The organism is Paenibacillus sp. FSL H8-0282, from assembly GCF_037963825.1.
Classification (GTDB): domain Bacteria; phylum Bacillota; class Bacilli; order Paenibacillales; family Paenibacillaceae; genus Paenibacillus_AQ; species Paenibacillus_AQ odorifer.
In genome coordinates this window covers 3,979,596-4,000,130 of the sequence record NZ_CP150146.1, presented here as the reverse complement: position 1 = coordinate 4,000,130, position 20,535 = coordinate 3,979,596, and the positions used below count along the sequence as shown (strand labels likewise).

General features: G+C 42.1%; 13 protein-coding genes. 7 read left to right on the top strand and 6 right to left on the bottom strand.

Going from position 1 to position 20,535, the window contains the following annotated elements; genetic code table 11:
• Positions 1-97: 97 nt before the first annotated feature.
• Both NST94_RS17190 and NST94_RS17185 read left to right on the top strand, forming a co-directional pair.
• Positions 98-649, top strand: coding sequence for a sigma-70 family RNA polymerase sigma factor (locus tag NST94_RS17190; protein ID WP_076303306.1), 552 nt, complete (start codon positions 98-100; stop codon positions 647-649).
• A complete protein-coding gene (locus tag NST94_RS17185; protein WP_076129716.1) occupies positions 646-1,812 on the top strand; it encodes a hypothetical protein in 1,167 nt (388 codons plus the stop codon). Before NST94_RS17190 ends, NST94_RS17185 begins: the two co-directional genes overlap by 4 nt.
• 247 nt (positions 1,813-2,059) lie before the next feature.
• Here the strand turns inward: NST94_RS17185 and NST94_RS17180 are convergent, their stop codons facing one another.
• Positions 2,060-3,976, bottom strand: coding sequence for a right-handed parallel beta-helix repeat-containing protein (locus tag NST94_RS17180; RefSeq protein ID WP_076303305.1), 1,917 nt, complete (start codon positions 3,974-3,976; stop codon positions 2,060-2,062).
• 120 nt (positions 3,977-4,096) lie between these two features.
• Here NST94_RS17180 and NST94_RS17175 point away from each other — a divergent pair, with 120 nt between their 5' ends.
• Positions 4,097-4,876: a helix-turn-helix domain-containing protein gene (locus tag NST94_RS17175; RefSeq protein WP_076303304.1), complete on the top strand. Its 780-nt coding sequence runs from the start codon at positions 4,097-4,099 to the stop codon at positions 4,874-4,876.
• Between the two features lie 76 nt (positions 4,877-4,952).
• On the opposite strand, the gene NST94_RS17170 is transcribed toward NST94_RS17175, so the two are convergent.
• Positions 4,953-10,814 carry a bacterial Ig-like domain-containing protein gene (locus NST94_RS17170; protein ID WP_339281119.1) on the bottom strand — a complete coding sequence of 1,954 codons (5,862 nt, stop codon included), beginning with the start codon at positions 10,812-10,814 and terminating at the stop codon, positions 4,953-4,955.
• Between the two features lie 159 nt (positions 10,815-10,973).
• On the opposite strand from NST94_RS17170, the gene NST94_RS17165 reads away from it, so the two are divergent.
• Positions 10,974-11,141 carry a hypothetical protein gene (locus tag NST94_RS17165; protein ID WP_339281118.1) on the top strand — a complete coding sequence of 56 codons (168 nt, stop codon included), beginning with the start codon at positions 10,974-10,976 and terminating at the stop codon, positions 11,139-11,141.
• A gap of 510 nt (positions 11,142-11,651) precedes the next feature.
• On the opposite strand, the gene NST94_RS17160 is transcribed toward NST94_RS17165, so the two are convergent.
• The 4 genes from NST94_RS17160 to NST94_RS17145 form a co-directional block, all read right to left on the bottom strand.
• Positions 11,652-12,659: an alpha/beta hydrolase gene (locus NST94_RS17160; RefSeq protein ID WP_339281117.1), complete on the bottom strand. Its 1,008-nt coding sequence runs from the start codon at positions 12,657-12,659 to the stop codon at positions 11,652-11,654.
• Positions 12,643-13,320, bottom strand: coding sequence for an N-acetyltransferase (locus NST94_RS17155; RefSeq protein ID WP_339281116.1), 678 nt, complete (start codon positions 13,318-13,320; stop codon positions 12,643-12,645). Before NST94_RS17155 ends, NST94_RS17160 begins: the two co-directional genes overlap by 17 nt.
• Entirely contained in the window at positions 13,317-14,105 is a 789-nt protein-coding gene (locus tag NST94_RS17150) for a MerR family transcriptional regulator (protein WP_339281115.1), read from the bottom strand. The genes NST94_RS17155 and NST94_RS17150 overlap by 4 nt, the downstream gene beginning before the upstream one ends.
• Positions 14,106-14,579: 474 nt before the next feature.
• Entirely contained in the window at positions 14,580-15,227 is a 648-nt protein-coding gene (locus NST94_RS17145) for a transcriptional regulator (protein ID WP_339281114.1), read from the bottom strand.
• 197 nt (positions 15,228-15,424) lie between these two features.
• On the opposite strand from NST94_RS17145, the gene NST94_RS17140 reads away from it, so the two are divergent.
• The 3 genes from NST94_RS17140 (at position 15,425) to NST94_RS17130 (ending at position 20,517) form a co-directional block, all read left to right on the top strand.
• The gene (locus NST94_RS17140; protein ID WP_339281113.1) at positions 15,425-15,673 is read left to right on the top strand and encodes a hypothetical protein; all 249 of its coding nucleotides are present in this window, start codon (positions 15,425-15,427) and stop codon (positions 15,671-15,673) included.
• Between the two features lie 638 nt (positions 15,674-16,311).
• Positions 16,312-19,422, top strand: coding sequence for an ATP-binding protein (locus NST94_RS17135; RefSeq protein ID WP_339281112.1), 3,111 nt, complete (start codon positions 16,312-16,314; stop codon positions 19,420-19,422).
• 3 nt (positions 19,423-19,425) lie between these two features.
• Positions 19,426-20,517 carry a response regulator gene (locus tag NST94_RS17130; protein WP_339281111.1) on the top strand — a complete coding sequence of 364 codons (1,092 nt, stop codon included), beginning with the start codon at positions 19,426-19,428 and terminating at the stop codon, positions 20,515-20,517.
• Positions 20,518-20,535 lie beyond the last annotated feature (18 nt).

Here is a 20,535-nt window from a genome sequence, read left to right as displayed (position 1 = left end):
GATGTTTGGTTCTAGCTCTACTTAACACCTTACCCTAAGGTCAAAGTCAACAGCAAAATAGTGAACCGATTCCAAGGTTACGACAATATATAGGTGAATGGCCATTCAGAAAGGAGTAGCCTACTTGGAAATTGAAGAGTTGAGTGACCTAATAAAATTACATGGCAAAGCAATTTACGCATTTTGTTTTACGCTTGCGGGGAATAGGGTGGATACGGACGATCTCTATCAGGAGACTTTTTTAAAAGCTATGGAAATGCGGCATAAAATGGACCTGAACCAAAATCCGAAAGCGTTCCTTATCTCGATTGCTATCTCATTACGCAAAAACAAACGCAGAAAATGGGCATGGCGGCAAAGAATTGCACCTACAGCAGATTATAATGAAGCGGTCGATCTGGCGTGTACTTCCGATGGAGAGGTTATACCAGAGGATGCATTGCTGTCCCAGGAGCTTCGGCACATGATTCATGCTGCCGCAGACCGGCTGAATGAGAAACTGAAAATACCGCTCTATCTGTACTATACCGCAGAAATGACCGTTGATGAGATTGCTTCAGCGCTAAGGATTCCACCGGGCACAGTTAAAAGCAGACTATTCCAAGCCCGCAAGGCGATGAAAAAGATTTTGGAGGTTGAATCCCAATGAATGACTCCGAAAAGTTGGATCAACTGCTAAAGCAAGCGCTAGCTTCTACAGCAGAGCCGACAGAGGAATTAAACGAAAGAATCATCCAACAGTTTAAGGAGACTAAACCAATGAAACCAGCCTATAAAAAAAGAGTTTCGATTGGACTAATGGTTGCTATATTCACGCTTGTAATGTCTTTAACGGCTTATGCAGCTACACAGCTATTTAGCCCCAAGCAGGTTGCTGAGCATCTGGGCCAGCAACTGCTGGCAAAAGCATTCGAAAGCAGGGATGCTGTTGAAATCAACCAATCGGTTATATCTGGTGATTATAACGTGACGTTGAATGGAATAGTCTCGGGGGAAGGTCTTTCAGAACTGAGTAAGTCTGATCAGAATATTAACCCAAACAGATCCTATGCCGTTGTATCCATCGCCAGAATAGACGGTGGCCCCATGCCTGCTACAAGTGAACCGGAGTATGGCCAGGATCCATTCTTTGTGTCACCGCTTATAAAGGGACTAAAACCATGGCAGGTTAATATCACAACAATGAATGGTGGCTATAGCGAGGCTGTTATAGATGGAATTATGTACCGGCTGATTGAATGTGATGGAGTGGAGATGTTCGCTGACCGAGGGGTTTATCTAGCTGTCAGTAATGGTAGTTCTTTTTTCAGCAAAGATGCGTTTGCTTATAATGAAAGTACAGGGGAAATTAGCGCTAATAACGATTACAAGGGGACCGCTATTCTATTTGAACTTCCGCTGGATCCAACCAAAGCTGACCCTGTCAAAGCTGAGAGCTATTTACAGGAGCTGTTGAAAGAACCCTCTGCCGACAGCAAAGTTGATTCAGCGGTTTCAACAGATGCAGCTGCCTCTATTGATGATGATGAGAAGGAACTAATTAAAAAAATAGAGGATATGAAGAAAAAAATCTCCACCGGCACGATTATCCCTGAATCTGTAAAGGAAGTGCGTGTTGATGAACAAGGGGCTTTCAATTATGAATACGATAACTGGAGTGTTAAGCTTTTTGTCCAAAATATGTTTGAGGAAGGGCAAATCGGTTACTCGGATTCCGTAAGTTTCAGTGCGGACGATAAAGAAACTAGGGCACTTCAATTTTCCAGAGATGAAAAGGGTGTAATCACGGGCAGGATTATTATTTTGAATTAGAGTATCATTCAGATAACTTTTCACAAGACTTATCTATATTCGTTTTATTTATCGTCCATGACCTTCAGATCAATTCTTTGAACGGTCAGTAAAGAATTTAACGAAGAATTTAAAGCAGGAGAGATTGTTGAATATCAAATCATAATAGAACAAAACGAAGTATCTATTCAAAAGATTAAGGCCAATAAGTAGCAGACTCAATGATTGCAATGAAAAAAGCAGGTGGACTAGCCACCTGCTTTACCGATCACCACACTTTAATATAATTTTTGCCCTTATTCAAAAGTGTAAGAGGTCCTAAAGTGCTTTTATTCTCTTTCTTGTTATCCAGAAAATCTGTATCCAGGATTATATTGCTGCCATCCGGATTCTCAAACTCGGCATCCACGATGCGCACCCGCGGCAAAGTTTCAGTTGAATGTACTTCACCTAAGAAGTTAACGAAGCTACCAGGCAGATCAATGGAAAGGAATCCCTCATCTCCTTGATCTACAATAAAGAAGTCTGGATCAAAGCTTTCCTCAACCAGCTTTACATTCTCTTTTTCGAAAGGCTCTGCACTGTTTAAGTAAGCGTTGTTATTAATGAACATAGGCTGTTCAACGAGTTCAAACTCCTCAAGATCACCGTGTAACTTATGGACATTCTCGATATACTCCGCCAAAGAGGTGGTGTAGTGATTGAAATGTGATGTTCCCACGCCTGTCCATCCGTCTTTTCCAACAATGATATTGTTATAGAACCGATCGTCCCCACCATAAATAAGTGAGAAACCGGCAATTTTTGTACTATGCGGAAGATGATATTGCGTGGACCGGTTTAGTACCTTTCGATGAACCATCCTGCCGCCGATCAGATTGTTGATATAGGCTCCACCTTGGGCTACATTCTCTAAAGCATGTTTAGCTGTCAAGATATTATGGTCAACAATGTAAGGGCCATGGCTTACTTCTATAAACAAATCCCGATGATTTTGATAGAACAGATTTTTGCTGATTCTTGTCCCTTGGGTCTGCCAATCCAGCCATAAACCTAAAGTACAATCGTGAATCCGGTTATGGTGGATGTGAGTATCGATCGGTGCGTGAAGCTTGATCCCGGCAATTTCGTGGCCCCAGAATTCCCGTTTTGTCGCAATGTTGTAAATATGGTTATGATGAATTTCGCTGAAAATACAACCTAAGTGGCCGACGATGGCATTTTGGCCGCAATCATAAATGGTATTATGGCGGATAAGATGTGAACCGATCGATTCTTTGCTCCAGCCCTGACGCTCAGCAGTAAAGACGGATTCAAGCTGATATTGATATCCGGGTTTGTCTTTTCGAAGGGTACGGTAATTATGGCCTGTGGAAGCTTCTTTGCCGATACTGATAGCGCTGCATTTGGCATCGTGAATGATATTATTTTCAATAATCCAGCCTTTGCTCCAGTTAGTGCCCAGCAGTCCGGGCTGGTCTGCCGTTGGAGGTGCCCAAGGTGTTGCCGCATGCGCCATTTCAAAACCTTTTACAGTAATATAATCAATTCCGGTTTCTTCAGGGTAGAAACAAGATCTGCGTACATTGATTTCTACCAGTTCTTTGTTCGGGTTGGCACCTTGGAAATTAGCGTAAATCGTGGTGTGGTCAGGGCTTACTTCGGCAAACCAAACGTAGGTCGTCTGTTTTGGATTTTGGACCGGAACCATCTCTTGTGTCCAGAGATCCTTGAACTCCAGCTTTTCGACAGGAGCTGCCAGTTGATCATACTGACTGACCTCATAAAAAGACATGCCATTTAGATATACATCCCCTAAGTGTCTTTTCTCCTCTATAGTGACGAGCCAATCGCCAGACACTTCCTCAACATACGGATTAAAGATGCCAAAAAACGTGTTCGGCAAGATCACTTTCCATATTTGGTTCTCAACCTGCTGCCAATCTTGTATATGCTCAGAGCCTTTTATGACAACCTGCTCGTCTTCAGCGGCTTGATAAATAATTCTTCTTTGTTCGCTTAATCCTTTGTATCTCGGTTTTACCCACTCGCGATATATCCCTTCATGAACGATAACCTTATCCCCAGCCACAGCTACTGAAGCCGCTTTATTGATGGTTAAAAAGGGATCCACCTGAGTGCCTTGACCTTGATCTGAACCGGTTTTTGATATGTGATATTCCATTGTCCTATAACCTCCGCTTGGTTGACTTTATCCAATATTATAGGAAATAACGTTGTTAGTTCTATACTTTATATAGTACACTTTAAGACAAAATTAGTGTTTTCGTGAAGGAGAATCTACTTGTGGCCCTTTTTTGAAAAACATGGTGTCAGCGAAAAAGATTACTTTAAACTCATTTCATTGAAAAACTATCATTTTCCACTTCATTTTCATCGGGCATTTGAGATTATTTATGTCAAAGACGGGCAGTTATCTATCACCATTGATGGGAAAAGCTATCAGGTGCAGAAAAATGATCTGGTTTTTATTTTTCCTAATCAGATGCATGAATTTGAGACGATTGATTTTTCGGAGATTATGGTAATCCTTTTCTCCACAGAATTGATAGGTGATTTTCACATGAATTATAAAAGCTTTATACCAAATGATAATGTTCTCCATGCTGTGAATGAACCTGATTGTACAAAGCTGGATTCGATTTATAGCCAGAAAAGTTTCCTGTATGGTGTATGCGCGCAGTTGATCTGTCAGACATCATTTGCTCCGGTCAAACAGACCCCGCAAACAAAGGTGCTCTATAAAATCCTGCTTTTTGTAGAACAAAATTATTCTGCCGATTGCACATTAAAAGCGGTAGCAAAACATCTGCAATATGATTACCCGTATTTATCAAAGCTGTTTGTCCAGCTGATGAAAATGCCCTTCACAGATTACTTGAATCACTATCGGATCTCACAAGCATGTTATATATTAAAAAACTCGAATCTGACTATTGGTGAAGTTGCCAACCTTTGCGGCTATAGTAACTTACGGTCATTTCATCGGAATTTCCAGAAAATCACCCATCAATCGCCGAAAGGGTATCGGGTTTCCAATCCTCCTGATAAGGAAATGAACTAGAAGACTTAAAGGGGGGAGGGAAGAGGATAAAAAGAACTCCAAAACCACGAGTATAGTGGTCTTGGAGTTCTTTTTTTTATTTTTGCATCATAATTCTGTAAATCAGCATGGCGGCTTCGGCACGTGTGGAATGGGCAGTTGGTGTAAGCTGCTGCTGAGAGTCTCCTTTAATGAGACCTGCTGATACCAGCGTTGCAATATCATTTGCCGCATAATTAGAAATTTGATTATGGTCGGTGTAGCTGTCTAATGCAGAGGGGGAGGAAGAGGTCGTATTCGATTCCCATACCTCAGCAGCCTTCAATGCCCTAGCTGCCATAACAAACATTTCTTGTCTGGAGATGGAGTCATGAGGGTGGTAAAGGCCGTCGGTTTGGCCCGTAACGACCCCTAATTTCTGAGCTGTCATAAGTCCCTCATAAAAATAATCGTTAGGTGACACATCAGCAAAGCTATTTCCTTCTGCTGCGGATAGACCTAAAGCTCTAACCAATAAAAGTGCGAAATCTGCACGTGTAACAGTCTGGTCGGGCCTAAACTCTGTTTCTGTTACACCATTAATGACACCTTTTGATGTTAGTACTTCTACAATAAACTTCGCCCAATGAGAATCAGTTATGTCCCTGAACGTTTTGTGATTGTAAACGGCGGCGTATTGTCCAGATGAATTTGTTGTTGAGAAAATAGCTTGCTTCTTATCTGAATCATAATTCCCGCCTACTACCGGTTGGATGACTCCGTGCTCATTGACGTTCCACACTACAATAAAGGCGTTGTTCAATGGAGGTACAGCTGCTGGATAAGGAAGCCCAATTTGTATGGCCGAATTTAAACTCTCTAATTGAACTGTTGTACCATCCAAAAGTAACTCGTAATCAATAAGCAAACTTTCACCCAATTGCTTCTTTAAACTTCCTGTTGTATCGACAGGCTTGAGGAGCAAGGTAACCGTCTTCACATTGTCCAGTGTCTTCGCCGGGAATAGATTATCCGGAAGTACAAAGGTAGCTAGTGATGTATTGATCTCCAGCTGCAGTGTGGATGCTCCAACAAGAAATGCTGCGGCAGGGAGAGTGACTTCAAATGAGCCAACTTTTGGCGATTGTTCCTCTGCGAGCTGAATTCTTAGGATTTTGTGGCCTGCGGAATTAGGTTTGGCTAAAGCCATAATCTTTTGTAAGGAAGATTCAGTCAATATTGCGCTAGCTTTTTCTCCATTCATAGTAGTAGGTATCTCAATCCTTACGCTACCGTCCAAATGGAGTATAGTAGTGGCCGAATCTCCAACCGATGTTCCGGAACTGCCTGCACTCACGGCAGCCGTCGGACTTGGAGAAGCGGTCGGACTCGGAGAAACAGTCGGACTCGGTGAGGCCGTCGGACTTGGAGAAGCCGTTGGGCTCGGAGAAACAGTCGGACTCGGAGAAGCCGTCGGACTTGGAGAAGCCGTCGGACTCGGAGAAGCCGTCGGACTTGGAGAAGCCGTTGGACTCGGAGAAGCCGTCGGACTTGGTTCCGGCCCATCCAAAGGAATGAACTTCAAGAAATCGCCCCAGATTATATTCCCGTCAGTATCCCGAGAGTAATTGACTACAGGATTTAAGCTGACAAAGTTAGAATCACTCAGTTCTAAACCTGATTTATTCGCCGATCGCGTACCGTCAAACATGAAATTATTGTCCGCAGCTAAAGAAGCTGGATATTGGTCTTTTGCAATGTTGGCAGTTCGGTAAGATAAGAAACCGTCAATCGTAAAGTCTGCAGTAATGTGATCATAAGTGGTGAAGCTTATATTACCACGCGTATTGTTAAATCCGATGTTGTTGATGGCGATCACACCTGGATTACTATTGCTTGTAAAACCATAAGCGCCATTACCAAAGGCGATGGAATCGCGGATGGTATGTGTGACATGAATGCCTTCGCCACCAAGCTTGAAGCCATTTTTATCACCGGCACCTACGGTTCCGTCTGTTAAGAACCCATTGTTGAAGGCGGCGCTGTGCTCAATCAGCACTGAACCTATTGCACCTGAGCCTGCTTTCGTATATAAGTCCCAGCCATCGTCGATATTGTTATGCGCCAGACAACCTCTAAAAATATTACCAACACCCGCAGTCAATTTTGCCGCAAAGCCATCGGCATTATTGTCGGATGGATCACGGTTGTCGAAGGAGGTACTGTTGAGAATTAAGTTGTAGGAAGGCCATTCATTGATTTCTATCGCGGTACCATCAGTTCGGCTGATTTGTAGACCAGTGTCACCATTCGCATAGAAACGGCTATTTTCAACGATGTTATAATTGCCTCCCACTGTAAAGCCCTTGGTATTCCCAGCTGAGCGAGTGAAATCAAGTCCCTTCACATGCCAATAGTTTCCGCTCAAGAGAACACCTTCTGTTTTTTTGTCAAAATCAAAGATAGGTCTTGCTCCTGGTGCTGCTTCTATATACTTTTTGGCGGAGGCTTTGCCATCATTGTACTTTTTAATCTCAAGTGGTGATTTCCGCACATAACGACCCTCAAGCACAATAATATGCTGACCTGGTTTAACGAAATCAATCGCAGTATCGATATCAAGTGGGAGATTGATTGTTCCATCTCCGGAGCTTGATCCGGTGGGGGATACGTAGATATCATCATCTTCGTTATAACTTTTTAGGGTGACGGTAAAGTTGCTGATGATCTTCTCATAAGAGGTCAAATACTGAGTATCATCTGGTAAAAAAGTAATGCTGAAGTTCGTATCTCCTTGATCAAGAAGTCTCGTGGGAATAGAAAGACGTTTACCAGCTATTGCCTCGATATCCTGAGCGATGATCGTAGAACCTTGCTTCAACGTCACCGTTCCGTTGACATTAGAGCGCACAATCATTTGGTAAGCTGGATCTGAGGTTTTACTTAGTGAAAGTATATTTAAGCTAGGTGTGACGGGAGTCGCAGGTGGTTCTATTTTAGGAGAATCTGTAGCTGCTGAAGTGACTGTTAATTGAATATTGCTTACATTAATTGTGGCTAAACGAGCAGCATAGAATCCGACATACATTTTTGAATCCTGTACGCTTAGAATGTCTGGTGTGAAATGAATAGCTTGTTGGCCATTATTGAGCTGTCCTGTAAAACCACTATTCGTCTTTGCTAAGGTTAAATGGTAAGGTGCTGCTGGAACAGTATTGGCAGGTGCAGGACGTTCTTTTTGAAGCATGATGGTTTGAATCCCTTTACTGCCAGTCCCATCCGTTTTTTCAACTCCCGTACGGACAAAAAGCTGTGTGCCCAGATCGCTTTTCGTCCCGCCGCTATAACCACCGATGGCAGCTATATTGGATGCAAAGACGCTAGAATTTCCTTGTGTGCCGATGACGTCACGTGCCATAATGCCAAAAGATTCTTGCCCGTCATATGGATTTTTTGCAAAAGCCAACACTTGGATATCCGCAGACAGCACGAAATTATCTTCCGCAGCATCTAGCTCGGTGTAATAGAAGGTAATGCCGTCATGATCTTCGGTGACTTTACCGCCGCCTTCCAAAGCGATCAGTTGGGCGGATCCATCCTCGTTGACAATCGTCTGATTGTTAGCAGCTGAAGTGGACTGACCGAATTGAATGCTTTTCCAAACGGGATCCATCTTTTCTTTTACTGTAACGGAATACGTAATGGGCATAATAGAAGAATCGGTAGGGAGTATGCCAATTTCATACACTCCAGCTGCCTGATTGTTGAACTTGGAAGTGTCGAGCGTATAGCTGTTTAGCTTCTCTCTATCTGAATTATCATACACTTTGGATACGAAGAGATCTTTGCTGTCAAAGTTTTCGTTAATAAAAAAGGTAGTTTTAGGATAGCTGGTGACTTCGATGCCAAGTAGTTTTTTAACGTTGACCTTAACTTGAAAAGAGGTTGTTAAGCCTTTATGCGTAATTGTGATTTTTTTATCCCCAGATGTCGTGGTGTCGAGAAGAGAGACCTTGTATTCATTGTTCAACAGCCGAATCTGTGTACCATCACTGTAATGAGCATAAACCACAAGTCCTTCTAGTTTGAGGGAGTCACCGATATAGTAGAGTGTTTGTTTAGGTTCATTTCGAATTTCTAAAGCGGATAACGTCGCTGCTTTTACTTCCACGTTAAAGGTCGTTGTGATTGCCGGCGCCTCTGTTGAAGTAACGGATACCGCTGTGGAGCCTGATTGCGTAAATAGACACGGTAATAAATCGCTGATCGGTTGTCCGTTAATGGAGAGGGAATAAAGATCACTTGTCAGTTCTTTGGTCAGGAAGCCGTCGTTATAATTGGCAACAAGAACAAGACCTTCTGGATCGAAGGTATCCCCTGGGTAATATACGGTTTTAGCTGGATAATACTTCACTGATAATGAGGTCATAGATAATGGAACGATTTGCAAAGGAATGCTCACGAAAGCACCGTTGTAGTTAATGGTTATGATATTTTCTCCAACCTTGCTGCTATCAAAGCCTGTAACAATATAATCCGTAGAAGATAAAACTGCCTCGCTCTCATCAGAAAAAATAGCCTTAACGACTAATCCAGTCAAATCAAGGGGTTCACCAACCAGATAAGTGGTTTTCGTCATTGCGCTCGTATCAGCGGTTAAGCTGGTTACGATTTTGGATTCAAGCTGGATGTCTATGTCACTGAAAGTAACAGTTGCATCTCTAGCTACATAAATTCCGGCAAAAAGAGTATCTGTGAACGTATCGTCCAGTGTTATGATTTCGGTCTGATCACCCACACTTAATCGATAAGTATCTCCTGATTTTTTAATACTTAGCGAATATACAGCTCCTGCGGACGGAGCCTGGATATCGCTAAAAGGATTTAACTTCACTTGGGTGTCTTTTTTATAAAAACCTTTCATTACCTGATCCAAAGCACCCACCGCCGCATAGTTAGAAGTGGTTGTGCTTGTATCTCCGTTCGTCCCAATACTGTCGCGGAGCATAAGACCGAAGGATTTCTGGTTAGGTGTGCTGACAGTGCTATTGCTATTAAAAGCAATCACTGAAGCGGTCGCTTTCAGTTCAAAGTTCGCTTCCACAGGAATCTCTTTCGAATAAAAAGATAATCCCTCATCGCTGCTGGAGATTTTGCCGCCGTAAGTCGTCATCGTTACAGAGGTTGGACTTTCAATTATAGGTTCGGGGTTCTTTGCTGGACTAGTATTGCCTCCGAAGGCGCTGAAGCCCCAAGGTCCTAGCTCGATTTGGCCTTCTTGACTGAATTGAATGTTTCGGAACGTAACCGTAGTATTTCTAGCAGTATAAAGGCCCGCATATTGAATGGAGCCGTCAAAGCTTTCGATCGTTTTGGTTTCATTGCCGATGCGGATAATATACAGATTTCCGGTCTTTTTGATGCTTAATTCGTAATTCTCTCCTTGGGCAGGGCGATTAGCGTTATCAAACACGTACCCAAGTTTCTGTAGGCTTGTATTTTGCAATTTATGAAACGCTTTCATTTCTTGATCCAAAGCACCCACGGCGACATAATCACCAGAGTAGGCTCCGAATTGGTTATCCCACACATTGCCGCGCAGCATTATTCCGAAGGAAACTTGGTTATTGGCTGTCCAAGCATCCACGTGAGCCGTTGCCTTCAATTCAAAATTAACACTTGGATCAACTTCTTTAAAGTAATAAGCGATACCTTCCGTGCTGCCCGATACTTTACCTCTATCGTTCGAGCTTCGCAGTGTTGCTGATCCATCCGTGTTCTCCGTAATGCCAAAGTTGGCCGCAGTAATCTTGTCTTGCCCCCCAACATCACCAAATACGCTGCCTTGCCATTCACTTTGAATGTTAATCATTCCTTCATAAGGATCAGGTGCTTCCTCTGCAAACATCGATAACGGAAAAGAGGAACACAAAAGCAGGAAGGTTACGAGCATGGCTAACAAACGTTGTTGTTTTCTCAATGATTAAAACCTCTCCTTATATGATCGATTTTGACCAAAGCTAAGCTTGATCATCCGAAATTATACGTTATCACTAAAGCGTACAGCTATAATCAATACGCCATATAACGCTGTTTATGCAGTAGGAGAGGGAGAATCTGAGTTAATGACACCCGGTTTATGCCTTTGCTTCTGCTACTTACGTGGAGTTTTCGGAGTCTGTTGCTGGTGGTTAGTACGCTGGCGTGGTGGTTACGGGGGCCGAAGCTGCCGATAAGTATGCTCGCAGTAGAAGTCCGCGACCGTTTGAGCAAAAATTACGCCCGCGATTGGAGTTACGGACCGTAGTGCAGCTATTTCAGCTAATTCGCTCATTTTCCCTGAGTTTCGGACTGCATAGCTCTTAATGAGCCGAAAAAGTGGATCTGAGGAGTGTTTTTGAGTAAATAACTGCAACTGAGTCCGATAACGTGGCGAAAACGAGGGAATTCATGAAATAAGGGCTATACGGTCCGAACGTAGGGAGTGCATTGGTGATAGTCGTAGGTATTCTATAAGATACGTAGATTCTGGGGAAATCATAGCCAATACGCGGGCTTGTGCTGTTGTTAAGTACTTTCCGCGTGGTGGTTACGGACCGTAACGCAGCTATTTCAGCTAATTCGCTCATTTTCCCTGAGTTTCGGACTGCATAGCTCTTAATGAGCAGAAAAAGTGGATCAGAGCAGTGTTTTTGAGTAAATAGCTACAACTGAGTCCGATAGCGTGGCGAAAACGAAGATAATTGGAAAATAAGAGCTGTACGGTCCGAACATAGGGAGTTCAGCTGGCGAGAGTGCATAATGGATGGCAAACAGATTAAAACTGGCTTACAAAGTGAACCAAATCATCTAAATATGGCTCAACAACAATATGTCGTGGAAAAAAGACAGCGGTCAAATATGTTCTTAATGGTGATGAGGCATTCTTTTTTGAGAGCATAGAGTGATCAGCATCAGGAATATAGAAGACTGAAAGCAGATTTTCAGGAATTTTTTCACGGTAAACACGTTCGGTTTCCTCAACATCTACATTTATATCTTGCCCGCCAAGAACTAAATGGACAGGTGTAGTGAAGTTTTTTAAATCCCCGCTCGCATCTGACTGATAATTTTTAGCGAAAAAACCCCATTTTTCTTTGGAAATTAAATCGTCCGATTGTGCAATTCGCAAGTAACTTTCATACGACGCCTGTTCTTTAAGTAGCAGTAGGATTTGCGCGTTATAATCTTCTCTCCTTTTTATCTCCTGTTCTGAAAAACCTTCTAAAATCATCTCTTGTCTGGTATTGTATTGTCCTTGAGAAATCCATTGAATGGCGGGGGATACAAGAATACTGAAGGCGAGATCAGGCACTTTTTTAACAATCTTAGGAATCACCCAGCCCGCCTGACTTGCTCCCCACAAACCAATAGCTTGAGCATCAATCATAGGTAAGGCTTTAGCCCAGTTAATCGCATAAATAGTTTCTTGCGCCCTATCCTCCATGCTTTGTTCTAGCCAGTTCCCTGAGGAACCCCCAATACCCGGTTTGTTAAGAGATAAGGAAGCATATCCGGCAGAGGCGAGCTTTTCCCACAAAGGTTTATATCCATCATCGTAAGTATCATTAACTGGGCCATCCCCATGAACAAAAACTACCAGTCCGACGGTTCCAGAGTAACTTTCGGGCAGAACTAAGGTTCCTGTTAGTTGACCTTGAGGTGTATCTATTTCAATTTTTTGCTCAGTCATTGAAAAAGAATGTTGCTGTAGTACGAACAGGACCGCTGCAATCAACAACGAAATGGTAATCATCCAGACAGTTAGCTTAATTTTCTTTTTCATTCATTGATCCCCCAGATTGTAGCGATGTTTTTTTTATCATGTAATGCCAAACAGGCTCTTTAAAAAGTAAATGTCTTACCGCGCTATAGTCAGATTTATGGATCTCAAAGTTCAACTGCTGGTACATATTAATGGCACGTTTATTCTTGTTAGCAACATGTAGCGTTAATTTTTCAACCTCAGAATGACTGTTTACAAAATCCGCCGCCCAACCCAGCAACTCTTTGCCAATTCCCTTATTACGGTGACTGGACCGAACAGCCAAATGAGCCACATAACACTCTTTTGCTCTAGGTTGATAATCCAAAAAATATAACCCAAGGATTAACTTACAGACATTTAAGCATCCAAATTTCTTGAATAGCTGCAAAAAGGGAGTCGAATGCAGTGGTTTAATTGATCCTTTTTTAAAGGAGAGCGTATCCTGCCATTTTAAGTAGATAGTGCCAACCACTTCTCCGTTTTCATAAGCGATTATTTGTTTAGATGATAAGGAAGAAGAATCTTGTTCCCAAAGTCTCATAAGTAGATCAGCAATTTCATTGTCCTCGAGAGAGAGGAGAAAGTGAAATTTTCCGTGAAATGCATCTACCAAAAGCCTGCTTACAGCCTCACGATCTTGTTCCTGGTAATGGGCGATGATAACCTCGTTTGTACTCATTTAGTGGTATCATCTAAGGCATGCTCGATTTGAATTTGAAGCTCATAATGAAGCTTGTCGTTGTTAAACATGGATAGGTACGATTTCTCCAAAATGATGATTGGTCCCAATACCATGTAGTGATGCTCATTTAAAAAGTGTTCCAGCTTGGCAATCTCATGATCTACATCCTGATCGTCTGTTACAAAAAATGCTTTATAGAGATAACACCCTTTTTCTAAAACAATGTCAGGGGCGGGAGTGGTTTCAATGGTTTCAAAGCATAAGGTTACTTGTTCAGAATCGTATACATAATGCAAATCTGTTTCAAATAAATGATGGTACTGCGGTTTTTTTTCATATAAACTTCGTGCAGTTATTGTTTCGTTATCCTCTAGCACCAACCACTTTTTCAGATAACGATTGTCCACATGTTTAATTTGATACTCCCCCTCCATGTTGCCATAATCTGCATGCTCTTTTAGTACCTTTTGTATAAATTGTTGCAGCATTATTAATTGGTTTATTTCTGAGTTGATTTTGTTTAACGATTTCTCTAACAGCAGTTGGTAGTCATTCGTTGCGGATTTATTCATACTTTGGTTAATGGTGCTGACAGGGATGTTTAATTTGCGGAGCAACAGGATATGTGCCAATTGATAGATCTCATCGATGCCGTACATCCGGTACTGATTGTTGTCTATATAGGATGGAAACAGGATTTCTTTTTCTTCAAAATATCGAATCTGGTGGATAGATACATTCATAAGTTTTGATAGTTCGCCAATTGTAAGGTACGGATTCAAGGGCGGTGCTCCTAACTGTAAGTTATTTGATAAAATAACTATAAACCTTAGGTCAGACCTAAGGTCAAGCGTTGATTAAAATACGGACTAAACAGAGCACTTTTTTTCTGAATAATGATAGTAATAGTAATAGATGGTAATGAAAAAGACTTAGATTTTGGAAGGACAATGCGGGGGGGCAACGGATTAGATTCATGATCATTTTTTGTATGAGCCTTGCTGGTATGACCCTAGAGTTGCCGTTACGGACCATAATGCAGCTATTTCAGCTAATTCGCTCATTTTCCGTGAGTTTCGGACTGTATAGCTCTTATTGAGCTGAAAAATTAGGTCAGAGCAGTGTTTTTGAGTAAATAGCTGCAACTGAGTCCGTTAGTGTGGCGAAAACGAGGGGAATTGGGAAATAAGAGCTATACGGTCCGAACGTAACTTTGTTAATCAAACCATACTAATCAAACCAAACTAATCAAGTCATCACATTCTAAGCTGATAGGTTCGATTGCGTACTTTTCCACCGACGATCTCTAGTAGCTGCTGTTCAACTAACTCATGTAAAACACGTCGGGCATGGCGATTAGTGACTCTAAGATGGTGGGTAAGCTCTACAGGTGTGAACGGACGCAGAAGACGTCTTGCGAAACGAAGTGTTTCAGCTTCTAACCAAGTTAATGAAGAGGGCGCGTCTGAAGCCATGAATTTGCCGATGAATGCGAGTACTAGTTGTTGACATAGCTGAGGCTCGTCCGTGATTGAGGGATAGGCGATGGATAGGAAGGTCCAACCGTCTAGCGATAATAAGGAATGGCGTCTACATAAATCTTTGGATCGTCGTACATCAAGATCTCTAGCATGCGGACCGTAGCCTTGAATCTCAATTCCACCCTTTGCTCCACCTGGCATATAGGCCAGATCAAGATAACGATAACCATTGTTGAAATCGCGCACTTCCCATTCGTGGAACAAGTAGTTGAAGTTTCCTACAGCAGGAAACCATACCGCACGCAGAAATTCGACTGTTCCATAGCCCAACCCTTTTGCAAGAAGCTCCTGTCTGCGGGGATTGTTCTCCTTATCCAAGTTGATCTGTAACCATTCCTCTAGTTGCTGTTCGAATCTGGACATTTTGTATATCCTCCTTAAGTAATTTTTTGAAAAAAGAAAAAGCCGCTCCCATACAATTCCTCCTGAGCTTAACCCAGGATAGAGATTGTATAAAAGCGGCGTGTTCTTCACGACCTATAGTTGCTATTATAACGAGTGCTGAGGATTTCTTCAATGAGTTACTGTGTATAAAGATGACGAATTCTAATAGGTTTTAAATGAAGGTAGCTAGCAGGGTGAACGAGCTGAATTTGCTGAAGTTAATAGTTACTCTAAAAGCGGATTCTTCCCCCGCGCGGCCGCATGGCTTTTCTAGGACGATCATCATGTGCTTACTGATCCGCAAAAATGGATTACGTGCTCTGCGCAATATCATTATTCATTTTCGAACGTTGCGGACCGTATTGCAGCTATTCGTACATTTTCGCTCGTATTCCAAAAGTTACGGACTGCATAGCTCTTATTAGCTGCAAATCGACTCAAAATTGGGCAGTTATGTGCGAATAGTTGCAACTGAGTCCGATAGCGTGGCAAAACCCTCATTTTTCAGCAAATAAGGTCTCCTGAGTCCGCAAGCGTGCGGCGTAAGCATTCAGAGTTCCCAACGACGTCAGAATTGTCTATCTAGTCCAAGTCGTCAGATTATCCATGTTGTCTATGTCACCAAAGTCATGTAACTCCGGGATGAACGGACCGTATTGCAGCTATTCGTACATTTTCGCTCGTATTCCAAAAGTTACGGACTGCATAGCTCTTATTAGCTGCAAATCGACTCAAAAAAGGGTGGTTATGAGCATATAGTTGCAACTGAGTCCGATAGCGTGTCAAAACCCTCGTTTTTCAGCAAATAAGGTCTCCTGAGTCCGCATGCGTGCGGCGTAAGCATTCAGAGCCGCAAGAATTCTCAGACCCTCTTTTCATACAAGTCCCGCTTTTTCCGAAAAAAATCCTAATAAAGGCCTATTACTTTGTCGAATTGTGAAGGAAATTAGAAAATTTTATAGAATTATCTATGTTCATCTAAACTTTTTACTCTACATCACGTGTTGCAGGATGGCCCTGGTGATTGCTGCAGCTTTACTCTTCCATAAAAGGGGCCGATACGATGCTCAAAAGGACATTACTTATCTATCTGATTGGTTTAATTTTATTATCTGCGATTCCTCTATCCATTCTTATGGGTCACGATAAACAAGGAAGTCACCTGCAAGTGCAGCATGGAGTCATGGATCTCGCGGCTTGGGATTACGAACAGGATAAGATTATCAAGTTAGATGGTGAATGGGAGTTTTATTGGAACCAGCTATTAACTTCTGAGCATTTTAGGGCGGGTAGCGCAGATATACCTGATTCTACAGCTTGGATGGAGGTGCCCTCCCGGTGGAACGGCAACATCGTTAATGGAAGCCCTTTACCCGCCTTCGGTTCCGCCACCTATCGGATGGTTCTAAAAAACCTGCCTGTAAGCGGGGTATTCGCCTTGAAAAAAACAAATATCCGCTTTTCAAGCAGGATTTTTGTTAATGGACAGTCAGTTATTGAGGATGGAAATCCTGCTGCTAATGAAGCTGATTATCGGTCAGGGAATATCCCGCTGATTGGGCTTTTTTCGTCTGATAAGGGAGATGTAGAAATCATAATTCAAGTCTCCAACTTCGATTATGTAAATGGGGGCATTCCGGTTTCTTTATCCTTTGGTGAGGAAGCAGCAATGATGGAGGTTCAGCAGAAGAGTACGGCCCGTGAATTTAGCACCGTTGCTATTTTAGGCACACTTGCCCTTATCTTTTTTATCTGCTTTGGGGCGGCGTCCTTATACCGTAAGCAGGATTACTCTTTACTTGTATTTGCTACTATTTGTTTGCTGTTTGCGATATATCATGGGTTGATCGGCGAGCGTTCACTCTTACTCTTTTTCCCTAAACTTTCGTTCATAGTGCTCTACAAAGTAAAGGATATAAGCTCCATCTCCTGCTTTATTGTGCTCGCAATATTTTTTTACCAAATGCACAAAAGCATAATATCTTTAAAATTTACTCAAGCCATAACGATTGTTTTAGGCAGCTTTATAATTCTGGTCGCCATCCTGCCGATTCGTTCTTACACGGTCATTTATCCGTATGTGATTATTTTATATGAGCTGATGTTAATTTGGATGTTATGTAGAGTGGCCACCCTGTATATCAGAAGCGCAGAAGTAAATAGAATCAAATTGCTGCTGATGTTTATGGCGATTCTAGCTATTAATCTATATTCCATAGACATTATTTTGTTTGCTCTTTCTATAAAAGAGAACCTTTGGCTCGGGCAGTTTTACATTGTGGCTTTTAATATCATCATGATCGTGCTGATTGTTCTACGTTTTTTTGAAGCCTACCATACCATAGACGAGATGAAAAACCAGCTGATCGGGCTGGATAAAATTAAAGATGAATTCCTTTCCAACACCTCACATGAACTAAAAACACCTCTAAATGCCATAGTGAACATTACAGCTACGCTGCTGGATGGGGTTGAGGGTCCAGTTAATGAAAAACAAGCGCAGAATCTAGCGATCGTAATAGGGAGCGGCAGAAGATTAACACATATGGTAAATGAACTACTTGATTATTCCAAAATGAAGTATGGAGACATCACATTATACAAAAGCAACCTGGATTTGAAAGCCGTTGTTGATTCCGTCATGGGTATTCATTCTTTTTTGCTCGGAGAAAAGTCGATCCTGCTCGTTAACAGAGTCGCTTCGAATTTTCCTATGGTGAATGCAGATGGCAATCGTCTGATTCAAATTTTCCACAACTTGGTTGATAATGCGATTAAATTTACGGAACAGGGTGAAATAGAGATTAGTGCCAGAGTTATTCAGGAGTGGGTGGAAGTACGTGTGGCAGACACAGGTTTGGGTATCTCACCGGATATGCAGGAGCGTATTTTCAAAGCTTTTGAGCAGGTGGATGAGGCGGAGATTCATAGTCATGGTGGAACAGGGCTCGGATTAAGTATTACTAAGAAGCTAGTAGAACTGCATGGTGGGAACATAGCTGTGGAATCTACAGTGGAAAAAGGTTCGGTGTTTATTTTTACACTTCCACGGTGGGATAAAGCGGTTAAGCCAATCTCGAGGCCAACCCTTAAGGCGGCACATTCTTATAAAGAATTAAGTTTCTCCCATGGTAGTTATCCCCTTTATATCAAAGGCGAGATCAATGAGCCCATTTTAGTAGTGGACGATGATTTTGCCAATCTGCAATCTATGATCAATCTGTTTAAGCTAGAGAAATATTCTATTGTGGTTGTCAATCGCGGGCAGATGGCACTTGAGGAGCTAGCGAAAAACACAGACTTTTTTTTGGTGGTACTGGATATTACCATGCCGGACATTTCGGGTTACGAGGTTCTGCAAAAGATTAGAGAGAGATTTACTCCTTTTGAGCTACCTGTGTTAATGCTGACGGCCAAGAACAGGGTGAGCGATATGAAGATGTCCATGGATAACGGTGCAAATGACTATGTGGGAAAACCTTTTGAAGCTGAAGAGCTAATGGCACGTGTTAAAAGTCTGACTCGATTGAGAGCTTCCGTGAAGACTGCTAAAGACGCCGAAATTGCTTTTTTACGATCCCAGATCAAACCTCATTTCTTATACAATGCTCTGAATTCAATTGCTGAACTATGTGTGGAAGAACCTGAGAAGGCCGAAGAGTTGACACTGCAGCTGTCCCAGTATTTGCGAAGCAGCTTTGATTTCAAACAACTGGATTCACTAACGAGTCTGGAGAATGAGCTTGAGCTGGTAGAGGCTTATATCAATATTGAAAAAGCACGCTTCGGTGCCAGATTAAATGTGGAATATGATGTGAGAGTGAATAAGGATTACCGGATTCCTCCGCTGATTCTACAGCCTTTGGTCGAAAATGCAATAAGGCATGGCCTAATGTCCAATTTGCGGGGTGGCACGGTAATTATATCTGTAAAAGAATTAGAGAATTCTGTGATTAGCTTTATTGTGGAGGATGATGGATCTGGAATGAGTGAGCATAAATTGAAAGAAGTAATGCAGTCAGATGTAGATAAAAGAGGGGTGGGGCTGTGGAATATCAGTCAGCGCATCAAGCTATTATATGGAAAAAATATTCATATTCAAAGTGCTGAAGGATTAGGCACAACGGTATCTTTTGAAATTCCAATACAGCAGCTTAAGCGGATGGGAGGTTGAGGCATGCTGCGAGCGATTATTGTAGATGATGAGGAGTTATCGGTAAAACGCCTGAAGCGGATCTTATCGCAGAGCGGAGAGATTGATGTCTATGAGACGTTTTTGAATCCTGCGGAAGCTTATGCTTTTGCGAAGGCCAATCCGATAGATGTAGCTTTTTTGGATATTTCTATGCCTGAGACGAATGGGATGAAGCTTTCTAGCCTTTTGCATGAATTGGATGAATCGATAGATGTGGTTTTTGTAACCGGATTTGATGAGTATGCGCTGCAGGCTTTTGACCTAAGTGCAGTGGATTATCTTTTGAAGCCTGTAACTGCGGAGCGGTTGTCTAAGACGTTAGAGAAACTCAAAAAAATAAATCGAAATACAACGGCTGAGCCTACGTTAGAAGTTTTTTTATTTAATGGTTTAAAAGTGTACCGCAGAACGCAGAACAGAGAGCTAATCAAGCTGAGAAGTCCAAAAACAGAAGAATTATTTGCTTTTCTGGTTAGTAAAGGGACGGTTAGCCGGGAGGAAATTATCGACACGTTGTGGAGCGGATTGGAGCCTGAAAAAGCATGGAAGAATCTGAACTCGACGCTGTATTATATTCGAAAAGCAATCGGCGCCAATTATATAAAAGCTAGCAGGAATGAAATTCATGTAGTAGAAAGCAGCATTTATTGTGATCTGTATGAATTTGAGCGATTGTTAAAGCAAATCAGGCAAACCTCTGAAAGACATGTTGAATGGATGATTCAAGCAGAAGGTTTATACACAGGAGCATTACTCAAAGGAAAAGCCTATGAATGGGCCAGTAGCAGGACGCGCAGACTCGAGCATGAATATATAGGATTGGTGGAGCTGGCTGCAAGATTTCATTTGGAGCAGAATCAGCAGCAGCAAGCACTGCATTATTTTGGAGAAATAATAAAATTAGATTCCTTGCGAGAGGACATCTATCATGAAATCATCAACTTATTAATTGAATTAGGGCGAATGAATGAAGCACAGCGGAAATTTGGTCAATTGGAAGAGATGCTGCAGCAAGAGCTCGGAACAACACCCGATCCTAAACTTAAAGCGTTAATGAAACAGAAGTTATTGTAATGGAAGGAACCTTCGAAA

What these genes read in the sequence shown, in the direction of transcription:
- NST94_RS17190 (WP_076303306.1), top strand. Translation starts at nt 98, where the DNA reads ATGGCCATTCAGAAAGGAGTAGCCTACTTGGAAATTGAAGAGTTGAGT.
- NST94_RS17185 (WP_076129716.1), top strand. Translation starts at nt 646, where the DNA reads ATGAATGACTCCGAAAAGTTGGATCAACTGCTAAAGCAAGCGCTAGCT.
- NST94_RS17180 (WP_076303305.1), bottom strand. Translation starts at nt 3,976, where the DNA reads ATGGAATATCACATATCAAAAACCGGTTCAGATCAAGGTCAAGGCACT.
- NST94_RS17165 (WP_339281118.1), top strand. Translation starts at nt 10,974, where the DNA reads ATGCCTTTGCTTCTGCTACTTACGTGGAGTTTTCGGAGTCTGTTGCTG.
- NST94_RS17160 (WP_339281117.1), bottom strand. Translation starts at nt 12,659, where the DNA reads ATGAAAAAGAAAATTAAGCTAACTGTCTGGATGATTACCATTTCGTTG.
- NST94_RS17155 (WP_339281116.1), bottom strand. Translation starts at nt 13,320, where the DNA reads ATGAGTACAAACGAGGTTATCATCGCCCATTACCAGGAACAAGATCGT.
- NST94_RS17145 (WP_339281114.1), bottom strand. Translation starts at nt 15,227, where the DNA reads ATGTCCAGATTCGAACAGCAACTAGAGGAATGGTTACAGATCAACTTG.
- NST94_RS17140 (WP_339281113.1), top strand. Translation starts at nt 15,425, where the DNA reads ATGAAGGTAGCTAGCAGGGTGAACGAGCTGAATTTGCTGAAGTTAATA.
- NST94_RS17135 (WP_339281112.1), top strand. Translation starts at nt 16,312, where the DNA reads ATGCTCAAAAGGACATTACTTATCTATCTGATTGGTTTAATTTTATTA.
- NST94_RS17130 (WP_339281111.1), top strand. Translation starts at nt 19,426, where the DNA reads ATGCTGCGAGCGATTATTGTAGATGATGAGGAGTTATCGGTAAAACGC.